Origin of the sequence: Paraburkholderia flava, assembly GCF_004359985.1 — a bacterium.
Lineage (GTDB): Bacteria > Pseudomonadota > Gammaproteobacteria > Burkholderiales > Burkholderiaceae > Paraburkholderia > Paraburkholderia flava.
Window position 1 is genome coordinate 309,415 of record NZ_SMRO01000003.1, and the last position, 21,995, is coordinate 331,409.

The window sequence follows — 21,995 nt, forward strand, 5'->3', positions numbered from 1 at the left end:
GTCAGGTGGCAGGCACCAGCTTGCCGACGAACAGCACCGGACCGCTCGGTCCGGCAGGATTGGGAGAGCCGCCCGGCGGCTCGAGCGACACCGCGAGTTGGGCGTAGGCGTGCGGGTCGTGGCGCGTCGCGAGCGTACCGGTCACGCCGGCCGGTAGCAGACCAAGCGATACCGGATGTCCCTGCGCCGGCAAGCCCCATAGTTCCATCGCCTTGCCGGCTGGCGTTTCGACAGCCACAAGCGAATGCATCGCGACGGTTCCCCGCTGCGCGTTCCATGTGACGAGCAATGTGGCGTGTCCTTGCGTGTCGTTCAGCACCGCGACCTGCAACGGGCCGGCAGACGTCGCGGCCTCCTGCGGAGCGACGGGGACGCCGGGCTCAAGCAGATGTCGCACCGGCGGCACAACGAGCGCGACGGCGACGACGGCACATGCGGAAGCCGCGAGTGCCCAGCGGCGCCAGAACGTCGCACTACGGCCGGACGACTGCTGCGGTACTGCTTGCGTCGTTTCGCTACGCAGCCGCCGCGCGATCGCTGCCCACACAGACGGAGGCGGCGTGACCGGCCGTGCCAGTTCGGCCATCGCGTCGAGCCGGCGTTGCCAGCGTTCGAGCGCGATCCGGACGACTGGATCGCGCTCCGCGTAACTGCGCATGCGACGGCGTGCGCCGCCGCGCAGCGTACCGAGCGCGTATTCGCCCGCGAGCCGGTCCAGCAGATCGGGATAGCGTCGCAAGTCCATCAGAGCTCTCCCAGGCACGCGCGCAAACGCTCGAGCCCGCGCCTGATCCACGACTTCACGGTGCCGAGCGGAGCCTTGAGGTTGTCGGCGATTTCGCCGTGACTCTGATCTCGGTAATACGCGAGCGCGATAGCCTGGCGTTGCGTGGCGTCGAGCCGCTCGATGCAGCCGGCGAGACGTTGCGCTTCGCCGCTCAGTTGCGACCGGTCGGCGGGATCGGGCTCATTGCCCTGAACCAGTTCGTCGAGTTCGTCGATCCATCCGGTTTCGGCGGCATTCTGCCGGCGCAGGTAGTCGAGCGCGCGGTTGCGGACGATCGTCGCCATCCACGTCTGCGGAGCGGACAGGGTCTGCTGGTAGTCACCGGCGAAACGCCAGATGTTGATGTATGCGTCTTGTAACACTTCCTCGGCCCATTCGTGCTTACCGAGTATACGCAGCGCGACCCCAAACAGTTTCGACGACGTGACGTCGTAGAGCGTTTTGAGCGCCGCTGCGTCGTGACTTGCGACGCCTTCCAGCAGTGCGGCGAGGGTGTCGGCGGTTCGGGTGTCGGGGGAGATGGGCATGGGAGCGATTATGCCTGGGCTACTTCCCAATGCAAAACCGGCTAAAAATCACACCAAGCAAATCATCGGACGTGAACTCGCCCGTGATCGAATTAAGCTGTTCCTGCGCGAGCCGCAGTTCCTCCGCGAACAGATCGAGCGCCTGCGAGTTCTGATCCGCGTGCTGCGCCGCGAGCGCGAGATGCTCCTGCGCCGCGCGCAATGCAATCAGATGCCGCTCACGCGCGAGGTACAGACTCTCCTGCCCCGCTTGCCAGCCTGCGATCTGCAGCAACTGCTCGCGCAGCAGCCCGATGCCGTCGCCCTGTTTCGCCGACAGCCGCACTTCGCGCACGTCGTTGCCCGCGCTCTCAGTCAGCGTGACAGCGGCGGGTTGCCCCGTCAGATCCGTCTTGTTGACCACGCGCACGACCGGCACGCCCGCAGGAAAACGCATCGCGATGGCCACGTCCTCGGGCGTCAGCCCGCTGCGCGCATCGAGCAGATGCAGCACGACGTCCGCCCGCTCGATCTCGTTCCACGTGCGCGCAATGCCGATCTTCTCGACTTCGTCTTCGGTATCGCGCAGACCCGCTGTATCGATTACATGCAGCGGGATGCCCTCGATCTGGATGGTCTGCGCAACCTTGTCGCGCGTCGTGCCGGCGATCGGCGTGACGATCGCGAGCTCGGCGCCGGCCAGTGCATTCAGCAGCGACGACTTGCCGACGTTCGGCTGCCCCGCGAGCACCACTGACAACCCTTCGCGCAGCAGCGCGCCCTGCTTCGCATCGGCGAGCACGCGCGTGAGTTGCTCGCGGATACGCGTGAGCTTGCCGCGTGCATCCGCAGCTTCGAGAAAATCGATCTCTTCTTCGGGGAAGTCGAGCGTCGCCTCGACCAGCATGCGCAGCGTGATCGTCTCTTCGACGAGCGCGTGGATGTCGCGCGAGAACGCACCGTCGAGCGAACGTCCTGCAGAACGCGCGGCCGCTTCGGTGCTGGCCTCGATCAGATCGGCGACCGCTTCGGCCTGCGCGAGATCGAGCTTGTCGTTGAGAAACGCGCGGCGCGTGAATTCGCCCGGCTCCGCGAGACGCAAACCGAATGGCCGCCCCGCAGCGAGACAACGCTGCAGCACGAGCTGCAGCACGATCGGACCGCCGTGTCCCTGCAGCTCGAGCACGTATTCGCCGGTGTACGAATTCGGCGCGGGGAAATACAGCGCGATACCGCGATCGAGCGCCTCGCCGTTGCCGTCGAGAAACGGCACGTAGCTCGCATGTCGCGGCGCCAACGTCTGGCCGGTCAGCGCCTGCATCAACGGTTGCGCGGCAGCTTCGCCAGCGCGGCCGAACGAGATCCGTACGACGCCGATTCCGCCTCGACCCGGAGCGGTGGCAATGGCGACGATCGGATCGGAATCGGTGATGAGCATGGTGCGGGAAAGGAGAAAAAGCAGCGACGACGTGAAGCGACGCATTGTAACGCGCACGTCTTCGACACCTGGCCAGAAGAACTAGGAATTATCTTAATTGAGATAGCGACGCTGGAGTGTCGATTGAATAAAGCTGTGCGTCACAAGCTCGTCATCCACGCTGTGAAAGCCATTGCGCCGGGCGTGCGCTCATGCGTTAATGATTGGGCCGATGACGACATAAGCTAGATATCAACAATATGAGATAAAAATGTCGTAATCGGTTGTTGTCGCTGGGCAGTGGAAATGCACAATCGCGCCATGCCCACCGCTGAAGAAAAAGCAGCCTTCGCCGAGCGTTTGCTATTCGCGATGCGCCGCGTGACCGAGAACCCGCAGGGACCGACCGAGCTCGCCCTGCATTTCAATCTGCGCTATCGCGACGGTCAACCGATCTCGCCGCAGACCGCGCACAAATGGCTGAGCGGCCGCACGATTCCGACCGTCGACAAGCTGCAGACGCTCGCCGACTGGTTCGCCGTCGATCTGCACTGGCTGCACTACGGACCTCCGCCTGCCGACGCGAAGCGCACGGTGCCGAAGCCGCGTCCGCGTGGCGAGAAATATCCGGTGTCGCCGGAAACACTCGAACTCGCGACGAAGATCGAAGCGCTGACGCCGCATCACCGCTACCTCGTGCAGGAACTCGTTTCGCAGTTCTACGGCGACGCCGACAAGGAATAAAACCGACGCCCCATAAAAAAACCGCCCGGTTTGCGCCGGGCGGTTTTTTTACTTGTGAGGCGGAAAAGACGACCTCAGGTTCAGGCGGCCTTCTCTTTCTTCGCACCCATCATCCGCGTGATGTAGTACTGCTGCGCGATCGACAGCACGTTGTTCACGACGTAGTACAGCACGAGACCGGCCGGGAAGAAGAAGAACATCACCGAGAAAGCGATCGGCATGAACATCATCATCTTGGCCTGGATCGGGTCCGGCGGCGTCGGGTTCAGGCGCGTCTGCAGGAACATCGACACGGCCATCAACACCGGCAGGATGTAGAACGGATCCGGCTGCGACAGATCGTTGATCCACAGCATCCACGGCGCGCCGCGCATTTCCACCGACGACAGCAGCACCCAGTACAGCGAGATGAACACCGGGATCTGGATTACCACCGGCAGACAGCCGCCGAACGGATTCACCTTCTCGGTCTTGTACAGCTCCATCAGCGACGCATTCATCTTCTGCGGATCGCCCTTGAAGCGTTCGCGCAGCGCCTGCATGCGCGGCGTGATGGCCTTCATCCGCGCCATCGACTTGTAGCTCGCCGCCGACAGCGGGAAGAACACCGCCTTGATCAGCAGCGTGAGCAGGATGATCGCCCAGCCCCAGTTGCCGACGAAGCCATGAATCTTCTCGAGCAGCCAGAACAGCGGCTTCGCGATGATCGTCACCCAGCCGTAGTCCTTCACGAGCTCAAGGCCCGGCGCGATGCCTTCGAGCATCCGCTCTTCGTCCGGACCGGCGAAGAGGCGCGCCGACACATCGGCGGACTGGCCCGGCGCGATCGTGGCGACCGGTTCCTTCACGCCCACGCGATACAGCGACGAGTCGAACTTCTCGACGTAGATGTCGCGCTTCACGCCCTGCTGCGGAATCCACGCCGACGCGAAGTAATGCTGGACCATCGCGATCCAGCCGTTGTCGGCCGACGTCGCGTAATCCTGCTTGTTCTTGTCGACGTCGCTGAAGGACATCTTCTGGAAGTGGTGCTCCGACGTGTAGACCGCCGGTCCGATGAACGTGTGCGAGAAGCGCGGCGTTTCGACCGGCTGGCTGTCGCGCACGAGTTCCATGTAGACCGTCGGCGTGACCGGCACCGTGCCGACGTTGACGATCTTCGTGTCGACGCCGATCACATAGCTGCCGCGCGTGAACGTGTAGGTCTTCACGACCTTCACGCCGCCCTTCACCGGCGATTCGAAGCTCAACTGGAACGACTTCGCGTCGCCCGTCAGCGCGTGCACCTGGCCGGCAACCGGCGTGAAGATGTCCGTGTGGTTCGGGAAGTCGCCGCCGAGCAGGCCGGTGCGTGCGAGGTACGTGTGGTCGGCGGTGCGATCGAACAGCGTGATGACGAGGTCGGGCTGCTTGCCGTCGCCCTGCTTGACGAGCGACAGCTTCGACAGCGTGCCGCCGCGCGTATCGATCTCGCCGCTATACACATCGGTGCTGAACGGCACCAGTTGCGCCGGTGCGGCCGACGCCGCCGTGTTGCCGGGGGCGGCCGCAGTCGTGCCGGCGGCGCTGCTCGCCGGCAGATCCGCTGACGGGGTACCTGGGGTCGTCGTGCCCGGCGCGGCGCTAGCCGCGGTGTGCGTCTGCGTGGCGCTCGGGAAGAACATCGACGGGCGTCCGTGGTCGCGCTGCCAGTTGTCGAACAGCATGACCGCTGACATGAAGAAGATGACCCATAGGACGGTGCGTTTGATATCCATGCGTTGTCTCAGTGTCGAGGGAACGGCGCGTCAGCGCTTTTCAGAAGTGGGAGGCGGGACGAGATCGATGCCGCCCGCCGAAAACGGGTGACAGCGGCACAGGCGCCTGGCGGCGAGGTAAGTTCCGCGCGCGGCGCCATGATACTGGATTGCTTCGCGCGCATAGTCGGAACAGGAAGGATAAAAACGGCACCGGTTGCCGAGCAGCGGACTGACGGCAACCTTGTAAAAACGCAGCAATGCGAAGAGTACCGTTTGCATGGCTTGATCGACCGGGCGACGACGCGTCGGGCGGGGTAGCAGCGCCGGTTGTCCGGCGGCACGCGTGTGCCGGTTCCGCGTCATGGTGTCGCAGCCGGCGGTGAGTCGGGCGCTTCGCGCCGCGCGATCTCGCGTGCTGCCTTGTCGAGCAGCATGTCGATTTCTTCGCGGCACAAGGTTCGCAACGGCAGCGACGAGGCGCTCGGGAGCGCCTTCCTGTCGATGCGCGTATGCAGGCGCAGCAGCACGTCCCATCCTCCGAAGTCGGCGCGTCGCAGCCGGAACGCTTCGCGGGCGATGCGCTTCACGAGATTGCGGGTGACCGCGCGCGGCGCGTGCTTCTTGCCGACCACGAGCCCGAGGCGTGCTTCATTGCCTGTCGGGCGGCCATAGACGACGAAATGCGCGGAACGGCGCCATGGGCGCAAACGAAAAACGGATGAGAATTCATCCGTTTTCAGCAGCCTTGCGGCTTTGGGGAAGGCGGCTTGCGCTGGCAACGGAATCGAACCCTGTTGCGTCGCGTGAGCCGCTCCCGCTGAAGCGCGGGTGCCGGACACGGTGCGCAATCCGCTTGAAGCAGCCTTAGATCGCGAGGCGCTTGCGGCCCTTCGCGCGGCGTGCGTTGATCACTTTGCGACCACCGACGGTCTTCATGCGAACGCGGAAGCCATGGGTGCGCTTGCGGCGCGTCACGGAAGGTTGGTAAGTACGTTTCATGTTGCTCTCACTTGAGAATGGACCGCGCGAGCATCGCAGGGAGCGCGTGGTGCTGGAAATCGGGTTTTGCGGAACCCGCTATTTAAGCCGGTTTTCTCTTGGCCGTCAATAGTTTAGAAGCGTGTCCCACAGCGGCCGGGGCGCGGAACAGGTTGGTCGGTCCCTGTGGATAACTCTCCTTTCAGCGCCGATTTGGCGTTAGAATCTCGCCTTAATCCCAAGAATCCTGCACGACGCCCCGGCTCGCCTGCTTCCCGCAAACCCTTGTGGCGCAAGCGCCTGGGGCCGTTCCATCTGGCTGCTCCGGGCCTCGCCGCGCCGTGCGCGACAGGAAGCGGCAAGCGGACCGCCGTGCACATAAAGACAGCAACTCGATGAACGAATTCTGGCAACACTGTTCCGCATTGCTGGAGCGCGAATTGACGCCCCAGCAGTACGTGACGTGGATCAAACCGTTGGCTCCGGTCGCCTTCGACGCCGATGCACATACGCTGAGCATCGCCGCGCCGAACCGCTTCAAGCTCGACTGGGTCAAGAGCCAGTTTTCCGGCCGCATTACCGACCTCGCCCGCGATTTCTGGCAGGCTCCGGTCGATGTGCAGTTCGTTCTCGATCCCAAGGCAGGTCTGCGTGCGCCTGTTGCGTCGGCGCCCGCTCGTACTTCTCCGAACGCTTCTGCCGGTAACGGCAATGGCGGCTCCGCCGCAGTCAGCGCAGCGGTTGGCGCGGTGCAGGCGGCCCAGGCCGCGCGCTTCGGCAACGGTGCCGCGCGCGTGTCGAACGGTGCCGCGCATCACCACGCCGATGACGCAGCCGATCTCGACCTGCCCAGCCTCGACGCAAACGAAGCCGCCGCCGCACGTCGCACGTGGCGTCCCGGCTCGGGTCCGGCGTCGGGCGGCGAGAACGACTCGATGTACGAGCGCTCGAAGCTGAACCCGGTCCTCACGTTCGACAACTTCGTCACCGGCAAGGCCAACCAGCTCGCGCGCGCAGCCGCGATCCAGGTCGCCGACAACCCCGGCGTGTCGTACAACCCACTGTTCCTGTACGGCGGCGTCGGGCTCGGCAAGACCCACCTGATCCACGCAATCGGCAACCAGCTGCTGATGGACAAGGCCGGCGCGCGTATCCGCTACATCCACGCGGAGCAGTATGTATCGGACGTCGTGAAGGCGTACCAACGCAAAGCGTTCGACGACTTCAAGCGCTACTACCATTCGCTCGATCTGCTGCTGATCGACGATATCCAGTTCTTCTCCGGCAAATCGCGCACACAGGAAGAGTTTTTCTACGCGTTCGAGGCGCTCGTCGCGAACAAGGCGCAGGTCATCATCACGAGCGATACGTACCCGAAGGAAATCTCGGGCATCGACGATCGGCTGATCTCGCGCTTCGATTCCGGCCTGACGGTGGCGATCGAGCCGCCCGAACTCGAGATGCGCGTCGCGATCCTGATGCGCAAGGCGCAGTCCGAAGACGTGAGCCTTAACGAGGACGTCGCGTTTTTCGTCGCGAAGCATCTGCGTTCGAACGTGCGTGAACTCGAAGGCGCGCTGCGCAAGATCCTCGCGTACTCGAAATTCCACGGCCGCGAAATCTCGATCGAGCTGACGAAAGAAGCGCTGAAGGATCTGCTGACCGTGCAAAACCGGCAGATCTCCGTGGAAAACATCCAGAAAACAGTCGCCGACTTCTACAGCATCAAAGTTGCCGACATGTACTCGAAAAAGCGTCCGGCGAACATCGCGCGGCCACGGCAGATCGCGATGTATCTGGCCAAGGAGCTGACGCAGAAAAGCCTGCCGGAAATCGGCGAGCTGTTCGGCGGCCGCGATCACACCACCGTGCTGCACGCGGTCCGCAAGATCGCCGACGAGCGCGGCAAGGACGCGCAGTTGAATCACGAACTGCACGTGCTCGAGCAGACGCTGAAGGGGTAAGCGGTGTCCGCTCCGACGGAGCATGGCCACAGGTAACGAAACGCAAAACGGAAAGCTGAACGCGCCGGGACGGCGCGAACGAGGTGCCGCGGACGCAGGCAATAAAAGCGCCCTGTTTATTTCGCGGAACGTCCCCATTTTAGGGAAGCGGTTTCGTTTTCAGGCACAATACAGGTTTAACCGCCCGGCGGTCGCGGGCGGCTTTTGAAGCAGTGGGTGGCGCTGCATGGCGGCGCCGGCAGGGGGCCGCAGGCGCGCGGCGGTGAGCCGGGCGAGGCGCGCAGGCCGTCATATCAACGAAGGAAATCTATGCAACTGGTCAAGACCGAACGCGATAACCTCCTCAGGCCGCTGCAAACCGTGAGCGGCATCGTCGAACGCCGCCACACGTTGCCGATCCTCGCCAATCTGCTGATCACCAAGAGCGGTTCCGAAGTGTCTTTCCTGTCCACGGACCTCGAACTGCAGATCACCACGCGCGCCGATTTCGGCGTCGGTGGCGAGTCGATTGCGACGACCGTCGCTGCGCGCAAGCTGCTCGACATCCTGCGCGCGATGCCTGACGGTCAGGTAACCCTCACGCTGTCGGACAAACGTCTCACTGTCCAGTCGGGCAAGAGCCGCTTCGCGCTGCAGACGCTCGCCGCGGACGAATTCCCGACCGTCGCGCAGGCCAAAGATTTCGGCGCGAATCTGTCGGTGCCGCAAAAGACCTTTCGCCAGTTGCTCGGCATGGTCCACTTCGCGATGGCGCAGCAGGACATCCGCTATTACCTGAACGGGATGCTGCTTGTGGTCGACGGCGACCAGCTGATGGCGGTTGCGACCGACGGTCACCGCCTCGCGTATTCGTCGATGAAAATCGACGGATCGTTCCCGCGCCAGGAAGTGATCATCCCGCGCAAGACAATCCTCGAGCTGCAACGTCTGCTCGAAGACATCGACGACACGCTGAAGATCGACATTGCCGCGACCCAGGTGAAGTTCACGTTCGGTCAGGTCGAGCTGGTGTCGAAGCTCGTCGAAGGCAAGTTCCCCGACTTCCAGCGCGTGATCCCGAAGTCGCACAAGAACACTTTCCTGATCGGCCGCGAAGAACTGCAGCGTTCGCTGCAGCGCGCGGCGATTCTCACGTCGGACAAGTTCAAGGGCGTGCGCTGCATCATCGAGCCGGGCCAGTTGAAGATCATGTCCACCAACGCGGACCAGGAAGAAGCGCAGGAAGAACTGGAAATCGCGTACCAGGGCGATACGGTCGATATCGGTTTCAACGTCACGTATCTGCTCGACGTGCTCGCGAACCTGAAGATCGACATGCTGCAGATCAGCCTCGGCGACGCCAGTTCCAGTGCGCTCATCACGATTCCCGATAACGAGGAATTCAAGTACGTGGTGATGCCGATGCGCATCTGACGCGTCCGACAACCAGAACACACCAAGGGGCGCAGCGCCCCTTTGGCGTTTTTATGGTGTTTTGAAAGTCCTCTAGTAGCAACCAGGCAGCAACGCAGAACCGGAAAAAATCCATGACTGAAACGAACAATTCGCAACCCGATAACAGCTACGGCGCCTCGTCCATTCAGATCCTCGAAGGTCTGGAGGCGGTCCGGAAGCGACCGGGGATGTACATCGGCGATACCTCGGACGGCACCGGTCTGCACCACCTCGTATTCGAAGTGCTCGACAACTCGATCGACGAAGCGCTGGCGGGTCACTGCAACGACATTCAGGTCATCATCCACGCGGACAATTCGATCTCCGTCACCGATAACGGCCGGGGTATTCCCACGGACGTGAAGCTCGACGACAAGCACGATCCGAAGCGCAGCGCCGCCGAAATCGTGATGACCGAGCTGCACGCCGGCGGCAAGTTTGACCAGAACAGCTACAAGGTGTCGGGCGGTCTGCACGGCGTGGGCGTGTCGTGCGTGAACGGACTGTCGAGCTGGTTGCGGCTGATCGTGCGCCGCGGCGGCAAGAAGCACTTCATGGAGTTCCACCGCGGCGTACCGCAGAACCGCGTGGTCGAAACCGTGGACGGCGTGTCCGTGTCACCGATTCCTGTGATCGGCGACACCGAGAATCGCGGCACCGAAGTGCACTTCATGGCCGACGAAACCATCTTCAACAACATCGAATATCACTACGACATTCTCGCCAAGCGCATTCGCGAACTGTCGTTTCTGAATAACGGCGTGCGCATCCGCCTGACCGATCAACGCACCGGCAAGGAAGAGGATTTCGCGTTCGTTGGCGGTGTGAAGGGTTTTGTCGAGTACATCAACAAGACGAAGACTGTGCTGCATCCGGCCATTTTTCATATCTCCGGCGAGAAGGACAACGTCGGCGTCGAAGTGGCGATGCAGTGGAACGACAGCTATAACGAAAACGTGCTGTGCTTCACGAACAACATTCCGCAGCGCGACGGCGGCACCCACCTGACCGGTCTGCGCGCAGCGATGACGCGCGTGATCAACAAGTACATCGCCGACAACGAGATCGCGAAGAAGGCGAAGGTCGAGACGTCCGGCGACGACATGCGCGAAGGGTTGTCGTGCGTACTGTCAGTGAAGGTGCCCGAGCCGAAGTTCAGCTCGCAGACGAAGGACAAGCTGGTTTCGTCGGAAGTGCGTGCGCCGGTTGAAGAAGTGGTCGCGAAGGCGCTCGAGGAATTCCTGCTGGAAACGCCGATCGACGCGAAGATCATCTGCGGCAAGATCGTCGATGCCGCGCGGGCGCGTGACGCCGCGCGCAAGGCGCGCGAGATGACGCGACGCAAGGGCGTGCTCGACGGCGTCGGCCTGCCGGGCAAGCTCGCTGACTGCCAGGAGAAGGATCCGGCGAAGTCGGAGATCTATATCGTCGAGGGCGACTCGGCAGGCGGCTCTGCGAAGCAGGGCCGCGACCGCAAGTTCCAGGCGATCCTGCCGCTGCGCGGCAAGGTGCTGAACGTCGAGCGGGCGCGCTACGACAAGCTGCTTTCGTCGGAGCAGCTCGTCACGCTGATTACCGCGCTCGGTTGCGGCATCGGCAAGGAAGACTACAACCTGGACAAACTGCGCTACCACCGCATCATCATCATGACCGATGCGGACGTGGATGGCGCGCACATCCGCACGCTGCTGCTGACATTCTTCTATCGGCAGATGCCGGACATCATCGAGCGCGGCTACGTGTATATCGCACAGCCGCCGCTGTACAAGATCAAGGCGGGCAAGGACGAACGGTATCTGAAGGACGAACCCGAACGTAACGCGCATATGCTGCGCCTCGCGCTGCAGGGTTCGGATCTCGTGCCCACCGAGAACGCAGCGCCGATCGCCGGCGATGCGCTCGGCGAACTCGCTCGCTCGTATCTGCTTGCGCAGGCGGTGGTCAATCGCTTGAGCCGACTGTACGACGAGCAGTCGCTCGAGGCGATCATGGACGGCGTCGTGATCGATCTGTCGGATGAGGCTTCGACGGAGCACTCGGCGCGCTCGCTCGAGAGCCGGCTGCGCGACGATCCGCTGAAGCCCGAGGTGTCGGTGTACGCGATGTACGACCCGGTGCGCGAGTTGCGGTCGCTGCGCGTCGAGCGCAAGCGCCACGGTAACCTGAAGGTGTCGGTGATCGATGAGGATTTCCAGCTGACCGCCGATTACCAGCAGCTCGTGACCACAGCGAACACGTTCAAGGGATTGATCGGCGCAGGCGCGGTGATCCGCCGCGGCGAACGCAGCATGGCCGTCACGAACTTCAAGAACGCGATGCGGTGGTTGATCGCGGACGCTGAGCGCAACGTGTCGATGCAGCGCTATAAGGGGCTCGGCGAGATGAATCCCGGGCAGTTGTGGGAAACGACGATGGACCCGAGCGTGCGACGTCTGCTGCGTGTGCAGATCGAGGATGCGATTGCTGCCGATGGCATTTTCACTACGTTGATGGGTGATGATGTGGAGCCGCGGCGGGCGTTTATTGAGTCGAATGCGTTGAGGGCGGGGAATATTGATGTTTGAGGGGGGGGCCGGCCGTAGGGTGCCAGAGTAGATGCGACTGGCGCCACAGTTTTGCGACTGAGCGACTAAGTTGGTGCGACTGGCCTACATTGTTATGGGTGGTACCTCAGCACTTTGATTTACGGGCTCTTAATCCGTAGGTCGAGTGTTCGAGTCACTCACGCCCTACCAGAGAAATCAAGCATTTAGCCCAGTCCTCGTGACTGGGCTTTTTGTTTTCTTGGGTTTGTGTAATCGCCGTGTAACCGAATTAAGTCGGCACAAATCCAACCGTCCGGCGAAGGGATATCGATTGATTGACCGGCATTCGCCGGTTGTGTTTCCACGGACCTTCAGTCCGCGCGGTAGTGACTGAGTCACAAAGCAGGACGTGAGCCGTAAAGGACGTCCTACGCTCAACGCCAGTGCACACTTTGAGCGTAGCTCTCGTCGAGGAATTTGCGTGACAGTGGGCACCGGAGCAGCACCGGGGAGACGGCCGTTCACGTTCCCAAGGCTGTCGTCCCGAACACGCACGCGTCAATTGGCGCCCCCGACACATGCAAATCAGCCCTTCTGCGGCGTGCAGGGTGTCATCCGGTGTCCCTGCCTCTCCATCAGTACACATTTGACTGCTTTGCCCGTTCCGATGTTTTTGCCGTCACCCGAGATGCGAATCTCACCGCTATATCCGTGAATTGCGGGGATACCACGCCCGCGTGGCGACGACATCGAGTTATGAGACGCTGGCGTTTAGCGTTTTCTCCGTGATGAAGGGTGTCGACCGGGCTACCTTTTGAATGAGCAGCTGCGATTTTGGTGCAATTTCCAAACCGACCCCGAGTCTCAATATGTCGTCCTCGCTACGTTTGAGATATCGTAGGAGAAACAATCGCAACACCTGTGTTGTGACTGATATATGCGGCCTGCATAAGCACGGCGGATCAGTTACCAGGAAACGGAGCAGTGAAAGTTGTCAGCCGAGAAGCTCAAACATCTACGTCAGGCGCTCGTTCCTTATGGACTGAAGCTGCTCGAATCGCAGTGGCTCGGGTGAAACGCCCAGTACCGATTTCGCTGCAGAAGAGGACACGAGTCGAGCCGTTCCGGTTCGCACCTTCTGTACTACCTGGTTGCATGTCCGGCCTGCCGTGACGCTGACTCGCTTGGGCGGCTGCAGACTCGTGCCCAGCAGGCGGGTGGACGCTGCCTGAACCAAACGTATCTGGGGCGAACCATCCTCCATCAGTTCGAGTGCCGCGAGGGTCACGTCTTCGAAAAGACCCCGATCAATCTGCAGAAGGGAACGTGGTGTGTGCCATGTGCGCGCGCCCTACACTCAAAAAAGATGACTGACCCGGCGGGCCTGAAGGGGTTGCGTACCATCGCGAAAGAACGTGGCGGCCGATGCCTGTCGACCCAATTCACCAGGCTGGTCGACCGCTACCTCTTCCGATGCGCACAGGGGCATGAATGGACCACGTCGGGCCACGAGGTAAAGCGTGGTGCGTGGTGCCGGATATGCGCTGATCAAAGAAAGGTGCTCGCCTATCGGAGTAAAGACGGACTTGAGCGGTTGCGCGAATGTGCGCGTAGCCGCGGTGGTAGCTGTCTCGCATCACAGTACGAGGGTAGCAAAGCGTATTACGCGTTTCGTTGTCGCGAAGGACACAAATGGGAAACATTGGGTGCGCGGATTTTCCGCGGCACATGGTGTCCGCAATGTCAGCACGCCGCGCTGAGGTTCGGGATCGATGCCATGCGCAAGCTCGCGGGTGAGAAAGGTGGTGCCTGTTTGTCTCAGGAGTATCGAAATGCGGCGACCAGACTCCAGTGGGAGTGTGCGCTCGGACATCGCTGGCAGGCCACCGCTGCCAGTATTGTTGCGGGACACTGGTGTGCTGCGTGTCATCGTGAGTCACTCACGCTCGGCATCGATCTGATGCGTGGGATAGCTGCGGAGCATGATGGAAAGTGCGTGTCTGAGACTTACATAAACAGCTCGACGCGCCTCGAATGGGAGTGCGCTCGCGGCCATCGGTGGTTGGCGACGCCGAACACAATCCGTAACGGCCACTGGTGTGCACGATGTTATTTCATCCGCATCACGACCCGCCCAGAGACACAACGCAAGCGGCGACACGAACCGGTAGCGGTATGACACGAAACCGGGCTGTCCGTTTTTGCGTACATGGATTCGTGCACATACGCATGCGTCCGGTTCCTTCGCCCAGCACGATCGGATCAGGGGTGAGGTACTGCCCCGACTCCGGGTCGTACTAGCGGGTTCAGGTCGTAGTTCAGCCCGGACTCGTCGTCGTGCCCTTCACTATGGACGTTGCATAGATGCGCGCAGCGTCGCGGTCCTTGCGGAACGTCTCGTACTGGGCCTCAGTCAGAATTATTTCCTTTTCATACTGAGCGATCCCTCCCATCAGTACAGCCATAATTGGCAGATCTTCCCGGAAAAATACTCTATATAGCCAGGGCTCTTTGAACTCTTCCGCTGTAATCATTTCGAAGTACCCCCAACAGGACTTTCAATATAACTCCCGGCAGGAATTTGATTCGTGACTGCCTCCGGGACGCCACCAGACGTATACCCTCCAGGCATCCAAAATTCGTTCGCTCCGTTCTCAGTACCTGTTGCCATGCGAAGACCCAGCGACGAGGGATCTGGAATATCAATACGGCTAAGCGGCTTTCCTTGCCACGATCCGGATGGAATTCCAAGCGCCGTTTCAAGTTTGGCCGGATCCCCGCCCGTGGAATTCATGACATCATCCATATATGAGCTTGACGTGACAAATTGCCCATCGGGGCGTCCAATGGGATCGCGTCCGTAATCATCAAGTGCTTTTGTCGGAGTTATATAGGATGCGCCGTCTTTAAATTGAGCCAAATGAGAATCAACGCCGTCGGCTGTCTTAACGAAACGACCGGTTCCGCTATCGCGCCATCGACCCGTGCTGGCATCAAAGCAGGCTGCTAACCCCAAAGGATCAACCCACTGCACTGGGTCATGCACATACGCATGCGTCCTCAGTCCGCCGTCGAGTCCGATCGGGTCAACGCTCAGGTACTGCCCTGTCTGCGGATCGTAGTACCGTCGGAAGTTGTAGTGAAGCCCACTCTCCTCATCGGCCCACTGCCCCGGAAACCGCAACTCGCAGTCAGGCGGATCGTACTCGTCACTGTCCAGTTTACTTGTCCGCAACTGGTCTCGCACCGCGCGCCGAATAGAGTCCCGGGCACCATCTTGCGCCGTGTTTCCCCACAGCGTTCGCTGCGCGCTCCATAGTACGCGGCCGTCGCTGCTGTACAAAGTGTGCGGTGCTCCGTTGGGATCGCACGCCAGCGGAAAGCATTCGCTGGTGCGCAGATCGGGCTTGTCGTCGTAGCGCAACCGCTCCTGCGCCAGCACCGTGTGACTACCAGGACGATAGTGCCAACGCTGGATGTCGTGCCGCGCGCCATCCCTCTGGCCATAGGTCCGCCATGCCTCGATCATCCGGCTACCGCACCACAGGTAATCAAAACGGTGCGGACGATGCGTGTCCGAAACTTGCGCACATTCCTTGCTGATGCGCCGTCCGAATGCATCGTACCGGTACGTCCAGCGTCTACCCTCGGGTGTCAACACCTCGCGTAATCGATCGAAGTCATCCCAGCTGTAGCGCCATGCCCTGGGCCGAAAACCATTGAGCTGCTCGGTACGGATAATCAGTCGGCCGCGTGCATCGTATTGATAGTGGTTCGGTCCCGCACTGATCAGCTGGTCGCCCTGGTACGCGTGGACCTGTGTCGATTCGCCGTCGAGCTGTTGCTCTGTGATATGGCCCAGTGCGTCGTAAGCGTAGCGCTCGTAACCGCTCCGGCTTTCGGTGCGCTCATGACGGACCTCAAGAATCTGGTCGCGCGCATCGTAGCGCCAGTGATCGGCCGCTTGCGGCAATCCACCGCGCCCCTCCTGCATTCCAACACAACGGCCTGCCGCATCCCGTTCATAGTGACGGGTACGTTGCACATCGAAAGGCGCAGGCGAGGCGTCCGCCTGCCATGCCTGTACACCGGCGGTCTGGGTAACAGGATAGCGCCGTGGATCGTAGTCCTGCCGCTGGGCGTAGCCATACGGATACGTCGCGGCCCATTCCGGTTGCCACGTCTGTCGTTGCGTGGATGGATGGTAGCGACGGGACGTCTCCTGCCCGAGCGGGTCGTAGTCGAAGCCGAACTGATGGCCGTTGCTGTCCGCTGCTTCGAGCTGCCCGGCGACGTCGTATTGCCACAGCGTTCTACCGCTGGGTGTGCTCAGGGACGACGGGCGCCCCATCACATCGTATTCGTAGCGCAGGGACTGGCCATGCTGGGTTTCACCGACCAGCCGGAACATCTCGTCGTATTCGAGATGCACCTCGTTATCAGCTTTCCATGCACCGGACTCGTCCAGCTCCCAGACACGAGCCTGAAGCAACTGTCCCTGCTCGCCCCATACAAATGTGTGGCGCTGCTGGGGACCGGTCGCCGCGACGACCCGATCGAACCCGTCGCGCTCGAAGCGCAGGACAACTCCGTCGGGCAGGTGTTTCGCCGTCACCTGCCCGAGCAGGTCGCGTTCATATCGGGTGCGCCGGCCACTCCAGTCGATTTCCGCCACCACCCGACCGGCGATATCGCGCTCCAGCGTCCAGTGTTGGCCCGCCGCGTTCGTTACGCCGATCAGGCGCGCAGCACCATCACGGTGGTATTGCGTGACGGCCTGGGCGGGATCCGTCACGCTGGCGAGAAGGTCGAATGCGCCCCACGTATAGCGGGTACGTTGGCCCAACGGACTGACCGCCTCTTCCAGCAATCCTTCGCGGTCATAGTGAAACTGTGCGATAGCCTTGTCCGGATAGGTGACATGGCTGAGTGCCTCACGAGGATTGTCCGGCCCCGGTTCATAGCTATACGACGTACGGTGGCCGGCCGCGTCGGTGCAGCCAGTCAGTCTCCCATAACGATCATGACTGAAATGCGTTTGCCGACCGAGAGCGTCGGCCCAGCTATGCGACCGGCCCGCTTCGTCGTACTTCCATTCATTCGTTGCCCCATCGGGATCGGTTCGACTGACGAGCAATCCGCACGGATCGTAGCGAAACCGCGTCTCTCCAACAGGGGAACGGAACGCCACAAGGTTGCCTTCCGCGTTGTAATGCCACTGCGTCGCGGCACGTTCGTCCTGTCGTTCGATTAGTTGACCGGACGCATCCCACTGGTAACGCGTTACCCGGCCGTAGACGTCCGTAAGTTGCAGTAATCGGCCGCGTGCGTCGTGCCTGAAGCTGACAACACGCCCCAATGGATCTGTGCGCGTCTGTATCCAGCCATACTCGTCGTAAGTCGACTCCGTGACCCGCCCCAATGGGTCCTGCGAGCGGATCAGCCGGTTCTCGGCATCGAACCAGCGCAGATGCTGCTGTCCCAATGCATCGATATAGGTCGTTCGCCGTTCACCATCGTCGTACTCGAAACGGTCGTCGTACAGTGCGGTGTTCGTGCGCGTGGCAATCACCCGGCCACGTGCGTCATATTCCAGCGACACCTGGGTCGCACCGCTGTCGCGCCAGTGATTCAACCAGCCTTCACTGGTATAGCCAAAATGGAACTCTCCATGGAAGCGGCTATGCGCGTCGCTCAACCGCGCGCCATTGAAGCGGTAAGCCACCAGCTCATCTTTGCCGCCAGGCTGCTCTGATATGCTTTGCAACAAGCCTTGGGCATTACAGTTAACCCAGAGAGTCAAGCCCGCGCTATGCAACACCCGGCAAAGGCGTCCCAGCGTGTTGTACTCGAAATCGATCGCGTTGCCGTTTCGGTCTTCAATGCGGGTCAGGCGAGCGGCATCGGACTGCGGATCGGTACGCTGAAAAATGAGAGACTGCTGTGTCCGCTCGTCGAAAATAACTGCCCGCTCCCGCGTTCCATGCAGCGCGTAGTGCGGCGCCCACACATTGACCGCGTTGAACGGTTCCTGTGGAATGGGATAAACAAGCTGCTGACCGTTAGCATCAAAAAACGTGACGGTTGCGGGGCCGTCGTCGGGCGCCGCGTTGTACTGCAAGCGCTGCGACCAGTTGCAGATCCATCGGTCACCCAATAGGCCGGAAACCGGTTCGCGCCCCGCATAGACGCGGCTTAACGTCAGCGGTAACACGTGTGGCCACGTGAAGTCCGTGCGGTAGTCCGCGTAGTCGCCGGTTGCCATGTCGACTGGCTCACCGAGCAATGTGCGCAACAAACTATCGAATAAGCCACCTTCCTTTGTGGCCGAACGCATCATAATTACGTCCGCCGCCGTCAGAACCAGTTGCTGAAGCAGCGTTATATTGGCGTTGATCTTGCCGTAGGTACCCGTAGTCTGATCGGCGCTGATTGAATGACATCCTTCCTGAATGGTCGCGGAACACGTGATCTTGTGACCGATGCGGGCCAGCGGCAAGCCGTTCACCGAGATCGTCTTGCTTCCCTGCACGATCTGTGGCGGGGGCGTTCCCGGGTCCTTGCTGCATGTCACGGGATCGGTGACGCGAGCAACTGCCTTGCCCTCGAAAAACACATTCGGAGAACCCTTCGCGATTGCACCGGTTACCGAGCCGGTTTTGCTGACCCCGTTTGCGACCGCAGCGCCGACAAAGCCACCCACCGCGCCGGCTACAAACCCGACCACAAATGGCCCTGCAGCTGCAATTGCAACTGCCGCAGCCCCGCCAGTTGCCACGATTGCTGCTGCAGCAACGGCGATCGCAACCCCGACTGCAATGCCGGCGACAAGGCCCGCGAGAGCACCAGCAAATGCATTCTCGTGAACGATCTTATGCTCGACATGGGCCGGCGCTTTTCCCGGTTTCGCCACAGCCGGGAGACCCGCCTTCCCGAGCAACCAGGTCACCGGGCGATCGGCTCCAACAACGTTGGCCAGCATCCCACCCAGCATCGCACCGCCAAGCGGTGCAATCACGCGTCCAGCAAAACATGCGAACGTACCGGCTGACCATGCGCTGGTTCCTGCTGCAGCAACCTGGGCGGCATTGATGGCGAGGCCGGTGTTGGCTACGGCCTGGACGGCACCAGCGTTGCTGTCGCGCTGGTCCAATGCAGCGAGCTTCTGCTGGCTAGTTAACGTTGGACTGTCTTGCACATCGCCCATGGAGTCGGATCCGTTGCCAGAAATCTGAAGAGAAACATTTGATACGCAATGTTATTGCGCCGTGTCCGGCACCTTCGGATGGAACCTGAATCCAGCGAGTGCAGTGCCTACGTCCTGACGGACCTGGGAGGGAAGTTGCCCCGGACTGGTAAAGGTGAACGTGAGAACCAGTGGCGATTCCAGAACAATAGTGGCGAGTTGATGGATCGTCAGCCCATCATTGTTCCAGGTGAATTCGAGAAACAGACACGCTCTTCCATCAAGCGTACCCATCTCTTCCCGCTGCATCTGCAGATCGCTCAATTCCCTCTTGTACTTCGCCTGCTGCACCTTGAGATAATCAGAAAATTCCGTCCCGTAGGGCAGTTCATCCCGCGTCAACACGAGGTTGCTGCCAGTCACTTCAGCCAGCGCGGGAAGCAGCGCGTTGACGCTCCTATCCAGCCATTGCCCCGGCAACTCCAGGTACCCTTCATTCAACGAGTAACGCATGTTTTATCCTGCTTTGGTGTCTTGCGCGTCGCAGTGAAAATGAGCGATGAAAAGGCAGCTTGCCTTCATCGCAGCGAATGTCAGCCAGGCGGCGGTTAGCTATCAGGATTAAGGTTGATATGGGTTGGCCCACTAACCTTGATCGTGCCGTCCGCCTTCAGATAAATCACGCTCGACCCGACCTCAATGATGATTTCTGTCAGCGCCTTGATGTGTATCTTTCCCTTGCTGGATTCGATCTGGATATCGCCGGGGGTACCACCCAATCCAGTCGTCGTCAGGGTAGTGTTGCCGCCGATGGTCTGCGTTTGCGTCCCCTTGATCGTCTGGTCTTGCGCACCGCCGATCGTGACCGTTTCGTTGTGCTTGATAGTCTTGGTTCGATCGTTCAGTACTGTGTGGAATTCGTCGTGCTCGACTTCCGTGCGCATATCCCGTTCGGCCTGCAACCACAACTCTTCCTGCCCCTGCTTGTCTTCGAACCGGATCGCATTTGCGTTGCCGGCACTCCCCTTGGTCGAGCGTGAAAGGATCCCGCTTTGCGTCGCGTTATCCGGCAGCTTCCACGGAGGCATATTCTGGGCGTTATAGACGCGACCAATAATTAGGGGGCGATCAGGGTCGCCATCAAGAAATGATATGACCACCTCGTCCCCGATCCGTGGGACCTGGACCCCGCCGAATCCCCCACCCGCCCATGCCTGACCGACCCGCACCCAGCACGAGCTGGTCTGATTGCGTTGACCGAGTCTGTCCCAGTGAAACTGCACTTTCACCCGCCCGAGGGAGTCAGTGTAGATCTCCTCGCCCTTCGGGCCGACCACGATGGCAGTTTGTGTGCCTGGAATGACAGGACGCGGGCAGGTGAGCGGCGGGCGGAACGGGATTTTCTTGCGGATACACTGGAAGCTCGCCGAATAGGACGCCGAGCCTTTGGTCGACTGCTGGTAGTTGTTCATGCCGTGGTGGCGTACCGCGGTCAGGAGATACTGATTGTCTTCCTGACTACCGCTACCGGGATCGTAATGATCAGTGAGTTCGAAGTAGCGACCGGGAGTCAGCTCGCGACTGTTGGACGATCCCGAGAACGCCTTGCTACCCGCAGCCAGCGCTTCGAGCCTGAAACGCGCCAGTTCTTCGCCACGGTCGGTTGAATCGAAGCCATGAAGCCCGACGTAATCGTAGACTTCGTAGGGTGCCACATCGCCCTGGTTCGTCTTGGTGTCTCCCGATACGTAGCGCCGCGCCCCAGGTACCTTGTAATCGAAGGTCTTCATGCTCACAGTGCTGGAAGTGAGCACCCGATGAGAAGCGAACTGCGAGACGATACCCTCGTCATCCAGATTTTCGCCGTTGGCCGAGTAACGTAGCGATGCCTGTCCATCGATTGGCTTCGCGTGGGTGGAATCGTCGGTGACAATCAGCTTGTGAGCGTCCTTCGTATGCTCAAAATAGAAAATCAGGCCTTCCTGCTCCATCAGGCGGGATACAAAATTCAGATCGGTCTCGCGATACTGCGTGCAGTAGCTATATGCCTTCAGGGTGCGCGATAGGCGGAACTCGAAAGACGCCAGTTTTGAGTACTGCGAGAAAACCTCGCTGAGAATATCCTGCGCGCTCTTGTCCTGAAAAATACGGGAGTCGAAACGACGCGATAGCATCCAGACCCAGGGCTGGACCGTCGCGGTGTACGTCGCAAGACCGCCGTCCGTGCCAGAGTGACCGAACTGGGTTACATAGCCGTTGAAGTAGCGCGCCGAATCGCTACCCAGCGCGGCCGTCAACTGCAGCGAAACCGTAACTGGCTGTCCAATCAACTGCTTCAGCTCGATTGTCTCGTCGCGCGAAGCCAGCCCCAACCGGATGTCGAAGAGGGAGCATAACCCTTCGCTGCACTGGAAATCTGTGAGGACTAATTCGGACTGCCCCGAAAGGGGGGTCTTGATGCTCAGTAGACGGCTGTTTTGCAGGTTCATGAAACCCGCAATATCGGATAATTGCATTGTCACCCCCGGATACTCTCCGCTATTAACGGAAATAGCAGGTCGAAAATATAACTCATTATCAGAGTACGGCGCCCAGTTTTCGCGAAATTTGACGACCCTTGAGAGCCTGTTTCAATATCGTGAAGGTAATAGTTTCGCGAAATTTCTTTCGTCATGAAAGAGAGGTAATTGTTGCCAGTCAATCCTTATCTCATCA

The 21,995-nt window shown here is 60.7% G+C and carries 14 protein-coding genes; 4 read left to right on the forward strand and 10 right to left on the reverse strand.

Features of this window, described 5'->3' with window-relative positions; all coding sequences use genetic code 11:
* Nucleotide 1 precedes the first annotated feature (1 nt).
* From E1748_RS23835 to mnmE, 3 genes are read right to left on the reverse strand one after another with little or no spacing between them, the layout of a single operon-like run.
* Nucleotides 2-745 (reverse strand): anti-sigma factor, encoded by a 744-nt coding sequence (locus E1748_RS23835; protein WP_133649741.1) that lies wholly within the window; start codon nt 743-745, stop codon nt 2-4.
* Nucleotides 745-1,314 carry an RNA polymerase sigma factor gene (locus E1748_RS23840; RefSeq protein WP_133649742.1) on the reverse strand — a complete coding sequence of 190 codons (570 nt, stop codon included), beginning with the start codon at nt 1,312-1,314 and terminating at the stop codon, nt 745-747. Before E1748_RS23840 ends, E1748_RS23835 begins: the two co-directional genes overlap by 1 nt.
* 19 nt (nt 1,315-1,333) lie before the next feature.
* Entirely contained in the window at nt 1,334-2,731 is a 1,398-nt protein-coding gene (gene mnmE / locus E1748_RS23845; protein ID WP_133649743.1) for a tRNA uridine-5-carboxymethylaminomethyl(34) synthesis GTPase MnmE, read from the reverse strand.
* Between the two features lie 300 nt (nt 2,732-3,031).
* Here mnmE and E1748_RS23850 point away from each other — a divergent pair, with 300 nt between their 5' ends.
* On the forward strand, nt 3,032-3,454 hold the full coding sequence (locus tag E1748_RS23850; protein ID WP_133649744.1) for a transcriptional regulator: 423 nt from the start codon (nt 3,032-3,034) through the stop codon (nt 3,452-3,454).
* A gap of 80 nt (nt 3,455-3,534) precedes the next feature.
* Here the strand turns inward: E1748_RS23850 and yidC are convergent, their stop codons facing one another.
* The 4 genes from yidC to rpmH all read right to left on the reverse strand — a co-directional run bounded on the left by yidC (nt 3,535) and on the right by rpmH (nt 6,192).
* The gene (yidC, locus tag E1748_RS23855) at nt 3,535-5,211 is read right to left on the reverse strand and encodes a membrane protein insertase YidC (RefSeq protein WP_133649745.1); all 1,677 of its coding nucleotides are present in this window, start codon (nt 5,209-5,211) and stop codon (nt 3,535-3,537) included.
* Nucleotides 5,212-5,241: 30 nt separating this feature from the next.
* Complete coding sequence (gene yidD, locus E1748_RS23860; RefSeq protein ID WP_133649746.1) at nt 5,242-5,472, reverse strand: membrane protein insertion efficiency factor YidD; 231 nt, start codon at nt 5,470-5,472, stop codon at nt 5,242-5,244.
* A gap of 80 nt (nt 5,473-5,552) precedes the next feature.
* Complete coding sequence (gene rnpA, locus E1748_RS23865) at nt 5,553-6,032, reverse strand: ribonuclease P protein component (RefSeq protein ID WP_133649747.1); 480 nt, start codon at nt 6,030-6,032, stop codon at nt 5,553-5,555.
* A gap of 25 nt (nt 6,033-6,057) precedes the next feature.
* Nucleotides 6,058-6,192: a 50S ribosomal protein L34 gene (gene rpmH, locus E1748_RS23870; RefSeq protein WP_133649748.1), complete on the reverse strand. Its 135-nt coding sequence runs from the start codon at nt 6,190-6,192 to the stop codon at nt 6,058-6,060.
* Between the two features lie 374 nt (nt 6,193-6,566).
* Between rpmH and dnaA the strand changes: the two genes are divergently transcribed.
* The 3 genes from dnaA (at nt 6,567) to gyrB (ending at nt 12,133) form a co-directional block, all read left to right on the forward strand.
* Nucleotides 6,567-8,135 (forward strand): chromosomal replication initiator protein DnaA, encoded by a 1,569-nt coding sequence (gene dnaA / locus E1748_RS23875; protein WP_240766775.1) that lies wholly within the window; start codon nt 6,567-6,569, stop codon nt 8,133-8,135.
* Between the two features lie 309 nt (nt 8,136-8,444).
* The gene (gene dnaN, locus E1748_RS23880) at nt 8,445-9,548 is read left to right on the forward strand and encodes a DNA polymerase III subunit beta (protein WP_133649750.1); all 1,104 of its coding nucleotides are present in this window, start codon (nt 8,445-8,447) and stop codon (nt 9,546-9,548) included.
* Between the two features lie 113 nt (nt 9,549-9,661).
* Nucleotides 9,662-12,133 carry a DNA topoisomerase (ATP-hydrolyzing) subunit B gene (gene gyrB, locus E1748_RS23890; protein WP_133649751.1) on the forward strand — a complete coding sequence of 824 codons (2,472 nt, stop codon included), beginning with the start codon at nt 9,662-9,664 and terminating at the stop codon, nt 12,131-12,133.
* Between the two features lie 2,491 nt (nt 12,134-14,624).
* Here gyrB and E1748_RS23910 read toward each other — a convergent pair.
* The 3 genes from E1748_RS23910 to E1748_RS23920 all read right to left on the reverse strand — a co-directional run bounded on the left by E1748_RS23910 (nt 14,625) and on the right by E1748_RS23920 (nt 21,796).
* The gene (locus E1748_RS23910) at nt 14,625-19,301 is read right to left on the reverse strand and encodes an RHS repeat-associated core domain-containing protein (protein WP_133649752.1); all 4,677 of its coding nucleotides are present in this window, start codon (nt 19,299-19,301) and stop codon (nt 14,625-14,627) included.
* 51 nt (nt 19,302-19,352) lie between these two features.
* Complete coding sequence (locus E1748_RS23915) at nt 19,353-19,793, reverse strand: DUF1795 domain-containing protein (protein WP_133649753.1); 441 nt, start codon at nt 19,791-19,793, stop codon at nt 19,353-19,355.
* A gap of 95 nt (nt 19,794-19,888) precedes the next feature.
* A complete protein-coding gene (locus E1748_RS23920; protein WP_133649754.1) occupies nt 19,889-21,796 on the reverse strand; it encodes a type VI secretion system Vgr family protein in 1,908 nt (635 codons plus the stop codon).
* Nucleotides 21,797-21,995: the final 199 nt, after the last annotated feature.